We start from the raw sequence: 7,865 nt of genomic DNA, 5'->3' as shown, positions 1-7,865 counted from the left end.
GTTGCCGGCGCGTGAAGCCTGCGCCGGCACCGTGGCCTGCAAGGCCCCGTCCAGGGCGGCGTCGGGAACCCCGGCGGGCCGCCCCTGCTGCATCTGCTGCAGCATGGACTGCGCCAGGCCCACGCCAGGGTTGGCCAGTTGCAGCGCCAGCTGCTCATCCGCCATGGATCGCAGCATCTGCGACTGCTCGGAATCGAACAGGCCGCTCTTGGGCGAGGCCTCGCGCATGCGCTTGAGCATCATCTGCAAGAACAGCGCCTCGACCTGCGTGGCCACTTCCTTCTGGTTGCCGCTGTCGCCGGGCTGAGCCTTGGCATCGCGCTTCAGGTCGGCCAGGCGTCCCAGATCGAAAACCGATTGCTGGGAGCCCGGACGTGGCGTATAGCTGACAAATGCCATGGTTCCTGAGGCCCTAGATGATCTCGAGATCGGCGCGCAGCGCGCCGGCGGACTTCATGGCCTGCAGAATGGCCAGCAGGTCTTGCGGCGTGGCGCCCAGCGCGTTCAGGGCCTTGACCACATCGGCCAGGTTGGCGCTGGTGCGCACGCGATGCAGGGCGCCGTCTTCCTGGCGCACCTCGATCTGCGTATTGGGCACGACCACGGTCTGGCCGCCGCCGAATGGCGTATCGGGCTGAGACACCAGCGCCTGCTGGTTGATGACGACGGACAGATTGCCATGCGCCACCGCCGCCTCTTCGATCATGACGGTCTGGTTCATGACCACCGACCCCGTGCGGGCATTGATGATGACCTTGGCCGTGGACGGCGCACGCCGCACCTGCACGTTCTCGACCTTGGCCAGGAAGGCGGCCTGCGCCGAGGGATCCAGCGGGCCGCGCAACTGCACCACACGCCCATCCACCGCCTGGGCCGTGCCCGCGCCGAACTGGCGGTTCAGCGCGGCCACCACGTTCTGCGTGGTGCCGAAATCGGTCACGTCCATTTCCAGGTAGATCATGCCGTTCTGCGAGAACGAAGTGGGCACGCCGCGCTCGACCACGGCGCCGTTGCTGATGCGCCCGCCGTTGAGCTGGTTGATCTGCACGCTGGACCCGCCCGCCGACGCGCCCGCGCCGCCGACCAGGATGTTGCCTTGGGCAATCGCGTACACCTGGCTGTCGGCCCCTTTCAGCGGCGTCATCAGCAGCGTGCCGCCGCGCAGGCTCTTGGCATTGCCCATGGACGACACCACCACGTCCAGGCGCTGCCCCGGGCGGGCGAACGCGGGCAGCGTGGCGGTAACCATCACGGCCGCCACGTTCTTCAGCTGCATATTGCTGCCCGGCGGCACCGTAATGCCCAGCTGCGACAGCATATTGGTCAGGCTTTGCTGGGTAAACGGCGTCTGGCGCACCTGGTCGCCGCTGCCATCCAGTCCGACCACCAGGCCATAGCCTATCAGCGGGTTGCCGCGCACCCCCTGGATGCTGGCCAGGTCTTTCAGCCGTTCGGCATGGACGGGGCCGGCGGCCACCAGCAGTACCGCCACCATGGCGCGCCCCAGCCAGCACAGCAGAAAAGAAAGCGGATGCGTAGGGTTCATGGTCAGAACGGCGAGGCAATCAAGAAGAAACGTTGCAGCCAGCCCATGGTTTGCACTTCATCCATGACGCCCTTGCTGCGGTATTCGATGCGGGCATCGGCCACCTGGGTCGACGACACCGAGTTCGCGCCGGTAATCGAACGCGGATCCACCACGCCCGAGAAGCGCACGTACTCGTTGCCGCGGTTGATGGCGATCTGTTTTTCACCCGCAACCTGCAGGTTGCCGTTGGGCAGTACGCCGATCACTGTAGTGGTGATGGTGCCCGTGAACGTATTGTTGGCGCGCGAGTCTCCGCTGCCCGATGCCTGGTTGCTGCCCGAGATGTCGGTGTCGAGCTTGGCATTGGCCCAACTGTCCATGAAGCCGGGCGCGGCAGCCACGCCCAGGCCAGCACTGCCGTTGCGTTCTGTGGTGGTGGCCACGTTCTTGGCCGCATTGGTGCGCTCGTTGAGCACGATGGTGACGATGTCGCCCACATTGCGCGGCCGGCGGTCTTCGAACAGCGGATAGTTGCCGTAGACACGCGGCTGGTAGATCGAGCCGTTGGGCTGCGCCGCCGGCATGGGTGGAGGCGGCGGCGGCGCCGTCACCGGGCCGGTGACGATGGGTTCGGGCGGGATCATGGCGCAGCCCGTTGCGGCCAGCGCCAACAGGCCCACGCACAGAAGGCGCAGCACGGTCTTCATTTTCACAGCTGGGTCAGGCGGGCAAGCATCTCATCCGACGTCTTGACGGATTTGCTGTTCATTTCGTAGGCGCGCTGCGTGGTGATCATGTTGACCAGTTCTTCGGCCACATTCACGTTCGAGGTCTCGACATACTGCTGAAGAATCGACCCGGCGCCGTCGATACCGGGCTGCAGCAGATTCGCCGGGCCCGAAGAGTCGGTTTCCAGGTACAGGTTTTCGCCCATGCTTTGCAGGCCGGGAGGATTGATAAACGTGGCCAATTGCAGCTGGCCGATTTCCACATTTACACCCGCCGCACCCGGCTGGGTGACCGACACCGTGCCGTCCTTGCCGATGGTGAGCGTCAACGCGTTGTCGGGCACGTTGATGGGCGGCTGAATCACGTAGCCGCCCGCGGTCGTCAACTGGCCGTTCTGGTCCACGCTGAGCGCGCCGTCGCGCGTATAGGCCTGGGTGCCATCGGGCAGATCCACCTGCAGGAAGCCGCGCCCCTCGATGGCGACGTCCAGCTCGCTGCCGGTGTTGTTCATGTTGCCCTGAGTGAACACCCGTTCCGTGGATGCCACCCGCACCCCTGTGCCCAGCTGCAGGCCGGTGGGCAGCTGGTTGGCATCGCCCACCTGCGCGCCGGGCTGGCGCAGCGTCTGGTACATCAGGTCCTGGAACACCGCGCGGCCGCGCTTGAAGCCGTTGGTCTGGACGTTGGCCAGGTTGTTCGAAATGACGTCCATCGAGGTCTGTTGACCTTCCAGGCCCGTCTTGGCTATCCACAGCGAACGCATCATGATGAAAACTCCTGGCGCGGCCGGGCATTGCCAGCCCGCGCGAATAAATGGTGAACAGGCCCTAGCTCATCGACAACAGGCCATTGGCCCGCTGGGCATTCTGGTCGGCTTCGCTGATGACCTGCATCTGCATATCGAAGCGCCGGGCGTTCTCGATCATGCCTACCATCGCCTTGATGGGACTGGCATTGCTGCCTTCCAGCACGCCCGACGCGACACTCAGCGCCGGGTCGGCCGGCAGCGGCGGCGCCGGCTGGCCATTGACCTGGGGCATGCGGAACACGCCATCGTCGCCGCGCACCAGCGCGGCATCGGGCGGGCTGACCAGCTTCAGGCGGCCCAGGTTCAGAATGTTGTTGGGCGGGTCTCCGGCACCCAGCGCAGTGATGGTGCCATCGCTGGCGATGGTCAGCGTGGCCATCTCGGGCACGTCGATCAGGCCGTTCTGGTCCGACAGAACGGGCACGCCCTGCGCGGTTTGCAACAGGCCGTTCACTCCCACCTGCAGATTGCCCGCGCGGGTATAAGCCTCGCCCTGCTGCGTCTGCACGGCCAGCCAGCCCGGCCCGGTCAGCGCCACATCCAGGGCGCGGCCGGTGGCGTCCATGTTGCCGGGCGCGAAATTGCTGCCTGGCGTACTGGCCACCGACGACACGCGCGTGGGCAGCGAAGTGCCGTCCAGCACCGGCACCGACCGGTACAGCGCGAGCTGCTCGCGAAACCCCGGCGTGCTGACGTTGGCCATGTTGTTGCTCAGCGCGGCCTGGTATTCCTCGGCCCGCGCGGCGCCGCTCATGGCGGTGTAGACAATTCGATCCATGCCTTATTCCCGTGATGTGCCCGCGCCTTAGCGCATGTTCATCAGCACCTGCATGACCTCGTCCTGGGTCTTGATGGATTGGGCATTGGCCTGGTAAGTACGCTGGGCGATGATCATGTTCACCAGTTCCTTGCTCATGTCCACGTTCGACGCTTCCACGGCCTGTCCCACCACGGTCGCCAGGCCGTTGGTGCCCGGCTGGCCCAACAGCGGCTGGCCCGATTCGCCGGTTTCGGCCCACGCGTTGTTGCCCACCGGCTGCAGGCCTTGCACGTTGTTGAAGTTGGCCAGCGCCAGCGTGCCGATGACCGCGTCTTCGCCGTTGGTGTAATTGGCAACCAGGCTGCCGTCGGAACCGATGGATATGCCCGAGAATTCGCCGCTGGAATAGCCATTCTGCGTGATTTTGGGCGAGAAATCGCTGCCGTACTGGGTGATGCCCTCGTAGTTCATCACGATTTCCATCGGGTCAGCCGGCGAGGTGTCGCCGCCCGGAGTGGCGAAATTCAGCGTGACGGTGGGCGCCGAGGTCAGGCGGCCCGCCGAGTCGAACGTGAGCTCCTGCCCGCCGTCCCACACGCCTCCGGCCTCGGTGGTGGGCGCCATCGCTTCGCCGTCCAGGGTGTAGTAAACGTCGTAGACGCTCTCGCTGGTGGCCGCGTCGGCGCCGCGCTTCACGAAGTACTGCGTCAACTGGTGCGCATTGCCCAGCGAGTCGTACACCGTGGTGGGCACCGAGTCGGTGTAGGTTGCCGCGCGCGTCGGGTCGAACGGCGTGGTGGTCGGGTCGATCGCCTCGGCGTTGGCGTTCAGGTTGGTCTGCAGGCCGGCGGTGCTGGTGGGCTGGGGCGCAATGTTTCCCTGCGGCAGGCGCATGTCCACCGGGGCCGAACCCACGGCGCCCGCGGCATAGCCGGTCAGGCGATAGCCCTGGGCATTGACCAGGTAGAAATCCTTGTCCACCAGGAACTCGCCATTGCGCGAATAGAACACACCGCCGCTGGGGTCTGTCAGCCGGAAAAAGCCCTTGGGCCCGTCGATGGCGATATCGTATTCGCCACCGGTAGTGGTGACGTTGCCTACGGTGAAGCGCTGGTTGATGGCGCTGACTTTCACGCCCAGGCCTACTCGCGAACTGGCGTACACATCGGCAAACGATGCCGTGGCGGACTTGAAGCCCACGGTGCCGGAGTTGGCGATGTTGTTGCCGATCACGTCCAGGTTCTGCGCCGCGGCGTTCAAGCCGCTCAATCCTTGTCCGAAACCCATGTGTTATCTCGCTCGTCTGTGAGTATTCAATCGATCGCCGGCGCGCGCCGGCCGTTGCCGCCGCGTACCGTCAGGTACCCAGCACCTTGCGTACATCCATCATGCTGATCTGGCCGCCCAGGCCTAGATCCAGCCGCAGCCCGTCGGTGGAATACGAAACACTGTTGACGGTGCCGTAGCTCAGGGCCTCGGCGTCCACTTTTTCGCCGTCTGCATTCGAGGCGACCACGTTCACGGTGTACTTGCCGTCGGTCAAGGCCTGGCCGCCGTCGTTGGTGCCATCCCAGTTCAGGGTCAGCACCCCGGTGTCCTGCTGGCCCAGTTCCATGGTGCGCACCACTGCGCCGGAGGCGTCCAGGATCTTTACCGTGACCTTGGCCGCGTCGCCCTGAAGATCCACCCCGAATGGCGTAGCCACACGTTTTGACGGGTCGTCCGCATCGGTGCCCAGCGAGATCTTGCCGCCAGGGATCAGCACGCCCTTGCCTATCATGGCCACGGCGTTCATGGACTGAGACACGTCGATCTGCCCGCTGATGGCCAGCAGCGTGTTCTTCAGGTTGGTAATGCCTTCCACCGTGGATATCTGCGCCAGCTGCGACGTCAGTTCGGCGTTTTCCATGGGGTTGAGAGGATCCTGGTTCCTGAGCTGCGTCACCAGCAGCGTCAGGAAGCGGTCCTGCAGCCCTTGCGCGCTGCTGGCGGAAGCACCGCTCTGGGCCAGGGCCAGCGCGGTGGTGTCGGTGTTGTTGTTGACCGTGGTCATGCGTTGCTCCGTTCAGCGGCTCAAGACTGGCCGATGGTCAGGGTTTTCATCATCAACTGCTTGGCCGTGTTCAGCACTTCCACGTTGGCCTGGTACGAGCGCGACGCGGCAATCATGTTCACGGTTTCGGCCACGGGATCCACGTTGGGCATGTTCACATAGCCTTGCTCGTTGGCCAGCGGATGCGTCGGGTCGTACACCTGCTTAAGGGGCGACGGGTCTTGCACCACCCCCGCCACGCGCACGCCGCCGATCTCGCGGCCATAAGGCTGGCCAGCGGGCGGATTCACCTGGAACACCACCTGGCGGGCACGGTAAGGCTGGCCGTCCGGCCCCACGGCGCTGTCGGCGTTGGCCAGGTTGCTGGCCGACACGTTCATGCGCTGCGACTGGGCCTGCAGCGCCGAACCGGCAATACTGAAAATACTGGTCAAAGACATGGCGGGATCGCTACCTTATTCCTGGATGGCCGACATCATCGAACGGATACGGCCCGACAGCAGTTGCATGGTGCTTTGGTAATGCAGCGTGTTGTCGGCGAACTGCACGCGTTCGGCGTCCATGTCGACCGTGTTGCCATCCACGCTGGGCTGGTACGGCATGCGGTACAGCAGCTCGGCCGGGTTGGGCGTGACCGCCTTGCCCGGAATGTGGCGTGCCGCGGTCAGGGCCAGGCTGGTGTCGGGCAGGCGCATGCGGGTATCCAGCGCATCGCGCATGGCGGCCTGGAAGTCGAAATCACGCGCCTTGTAGTTGGGCGTATCGGCGTTGGCGATATTCGAGGACAGCACTTCCTGCCGTTGCGCGCGCAATGAGAGCGCTTGCTGGTAGAAGCGGAAATCCTCGTTGAGCCTGTCTAGCATCCTGGGAGTGTCCTGCGGGAAGAGTGGTAAGGCGGAAAGAGATGCCGGCAAGCCTTCATCCCTTTTTTGCATGACGGCATCTTAGGGGCCTTGCGCGCAACACAATCAGCCAAATAACCCGTTATTTCCGAGTCAATTCCGCTCTTGCCCGGACACACCCGCTTCTACAATGCCAATCATGAAATCGTTCGCCCGCCCCTACGTCCAACTGGCCCTGATGGCCTGCGCATTGCTGCCGGCTACGCAGCATGCCTGGGCGGCGCCGCACGACACATCCCCCACCGGCATGGCCAGCGCGGCCACCGTCGGGCAAGCCGCCGAAGCCTTCCTGCGCGAACAATTGGCCGCGCTGCCCGGCGACGCCACCATCACGCTGGACCCCATCGACACCAGCCGCACCCCGTCCTGCGCGGCCCTGGATCCGTTCCTGCCGTCGGCGCTGCGCGTGCGCTCTCGCATGACCGTTGGCGTGCGCTGTGCCGGCCCCCAACCCTGGACCCTGTATGTGCAGGCCAACGTCAGCATCCGCGGCCAATACTATGTGGCCGCCCGCATGATTGCCGCCGGCCAGGCCATAGGCGAAGCCGACCTGGCCCCCCGCGAAGGCGACCTGGTTACCCTGCCCCGCGGCGTAGTGCTCGACCCGGCCGCCATCCTGGGCATGCGCGCCCGCTATCGTATTACCGCCGGGCAAACCATCAAGGGCACGGCCTTGCGCAGTGCCCAGGCCGTTACCCGGGGCCAGCAGGTGCGCATCACCGCGCGCGGCCCGGGTTTCGAGGTCAGCAGCGAGGGCGAGGCCCTGGACAACGCGCCACCCGGGGCGCCCGTGCAGGTGCGCACCACTTCCGGGCAAATCGTCAGCGGCATCGTTCGCAATGCCACCCTGGTCGAGGTTGCGCTGTAAAATGTTACAGATTCAACCTCAACCCACGGCCCGCACGCTAAAGTTCGCCATGGCACGGCCGTTACAAGGACAAGAGCCGGTCGCCGCCCAATGTGCCCGCCGGCGCAACGCCTTGCGGAGAACGCCTTGAAAATCACCCCTGCCACTTCCCGGCCCATTGGCGCCCAGCCGCCGGGCGGACGGACGGACGCCCCGGCCGCGGCGGCATCGCCCACCG

At 65.3% G+C, this 7,865-nt stretch carries 10 protein-coding genes; 1 reads left to right on the top strand and 9 read right to left on the bottom strand.

The features are described from left to right. The 9 genes from LPZ50_RS18685 to flgB all read right to left on the bottom strand — a co-directional run. Nucleotides 1-399, bottom strand: a 399-nt coding sequence (locus LPZ50_RS18685) for a rod-binding protein (protein ID WP_230663521.1), incomplete at its 3' end; no start/stop codon positions are given. A 13-nt stretch (nucleotides 400-412) separates the two neighbouring features. Beyond that, nucleotides 413-1,546: a flagellar basal body P-ring protein FlgI gene (locus LPZ50_RS18680; RefSeq protein WP_329957682.1), complete on the bottom strand. Its 1,134-nt coding sequence runs from the start codon at nucleotides 1,544-1,546 to the stop codon at nucleotides 413-415. A 2-nt stretch (nucleotides 1,547-1,548) separates the two neighbouring features. Continuing rightward, nucleotides 1,549-2,235: a flagellar basal body L-ring protein FlgH gene (locus LPZ50_RS18675; RefSeq protein ID WP_230663518.1), complete on the bottom strand. Its 687-nt coding sequence runs from the start codon at nucleotides 2,233-2,235 to the stop codon at nucleotides 1,549-1,551. Nucleotides 2,236-2,237: 2 nt separating this feature from the next. Then, nucleotides 2,238-3,023, bottom strand: coding sequence for a flagellar basal-body rod protein FlgG (gene flgG / locus LPZ50_RS18670; protein ID WP_230663515.1), 786 nt, complete (start codon nucleotides 3,021-3,023; stop codon nucleotides 2,238-2,240). Nucleotides 3,024-3,084: 61 nt separating this feature from the next. Continuing rightward, a complete protein-coding gene (locus LPZ50_RS18665; RefSeq protein ID WP_230663512.1) occupies nucleotides 3,085-3,843 on the bottom strand; it encodes a flagellar basal body rod protein FlgF in 759 nt (252 codons plus the stop codon). A gap of 27 nt (nucleotides 3,844-3,870) precedes the next feature. Further along, nucleotides 3,871-5,112: a flagellar hook protein FlgE gene (flgE, locus tag LPZ50_RS18660; RefSeq protein ID WP_230663509.1), complete on the bottom strand. Its 1,242-nt coding sequence runs from the start codon at nucleotides 5,110-5,112 to the stop codon at nucleotides 3,871-3,873. Between the two features lie 70 nt (nucleotides 5,113-5,182). Next, nucleotides 5,183-5,878, bottom strand: a complete 696-nt coding sequence (locus LPZ50_RS18655; RefSeq protein WP_230663506.1) for a flagellar hook capping FlgD N-terminal domain-containing protein — start codon at nucleotides 5,876-5,878, stop codon at nucleotides 5,183-5,185. Nucleotides 5,879-5,898: 20 nt separating this feature from the next. Continuing rightward, nucleotides 5,899-6,318, bottom strand: coding sequence for a flagellar basal body rod protein FlgC (flgC, locus tag LPZ50_RS18650; protein WP_230663504.1), 420 nt, complete (start codon nucleotides 6,316-6,318; stop codon nucleotides 5,899-5,901). Nucleotides 6,319-6,333: 15 nt separating this feature from the next. Beyond that, nucleotides 6,334-6,741 (bottom strand): flagellar basal body rod protein FlgB, encoded by a 408-nt coding sequence (gene flgB / locus LPZ50_RS18645; RefSeq protein WP_230663502.1) that lies wholly within the window; start codon nucleotides 6,739-6,741, stop codon nucleotides 6,334-6,336. A 178-nt stretch (nucleotides 6,742-6,919) separates the two neighbouring features. On the opposite strand from flgB, the gene flgA reads away from it, so the two are divergent. Continuing rightward, entirely contained in the window at nucleotides 6,920-7,648 is a 729-nt protein-coding gene (gene flgA / locus LPZ50_RS18640; protein ID WP_230663500.1) for a flagellar basal body P-ring formation chaperone FlgA, read from the top strand. Nucleotides 7,649-7,865: the final 217 nt, after the last annotated feature.

It is taken from the genome of Bordetella petrii, assembly GCF_020991325.1.
Classification (GTDB): domain Bacteria; phylum Pseudomonadota; class Gammaproteobacteria; order Burkholderiales; family Burkholderiaceae_B; genus Bordetella_A; species Bordetella_A petrii_E.
The sequence above is the reverse complement of the archived record's forward strand: the minus strand, read 5'-3'. Positions and strand labels throughout refer to the sequence as shown.

What these genes read in the sequence shown, in the direction of transcription:
- LPZ50_RS18680 (WP_329957682.1), bottom strand. Translation starts at nt 1,546, where the DNA reads ATGAACCCTACGCATCCGCTTTCTTTTCTGCTGTGCTGGCTGGGGCGC.
- LPZ50_RS18675 (WP_230663518.1), bottom strand. Translation starts at nt 2,235, where the DNA reads ATGAAGACCGTGCTGCGCCTTCTGTGCGTGGGCCTGTTGGCGCTGGCC.
- flgG (WP_230663515.1), bottom strand. Translation starts at nt 3,023, where the DNA reads ATGATGCGTTCGCTGTGGATAGCCAAGACGGGCCTGGAAGGTCAACAG.
- LPZ50_RS18665 (WP_230663512.1), bottom strand. Translation starts at nt 3,843, where the DNA reads ATGGATCGAATTGTCTACACCGCCATGAGCGGCGCCGCGCGGGCCGAG.
- flgE (WP_230663509.1), bottom strand. Translation starts at nt 5,112, where the DNA reads ATGGGTTTCGGACAAGGATTGAGCGGCTTGAACGCCGCGGCGCAGAAC.
- LPZ50_RS18655 (WP_230663506.1), bottom strand. Translation starts at nt 5,878, where the DNA reads ATGACCACGGTCAACAACAACACCGACACCACCGCGCTGGCCCTGGCC.
- flgC (WP_230663504.1), bottom strand. Translation starts at nt 6,318, where the DNA reads ATGTCTTTGACCAGTATTTTCAGTATTGCCGGTTCGGCGCTGCAGGCC.
- flgB (WP_230663502.1), bottom strand. Translation starts at nt 6,741, where the DNA reads ATGCTAGACAGGCTCAACGAGGATTTCCGCTTCTACCAGCAAGCGCTC.
- flgA (WP_230663500.1), top strand. Translation starts at nt 6,920, where the DNA reads ATGAAATCGTTCGCCCGCCCCTACGTCCAACTGGCCCTGATGGCCTGC.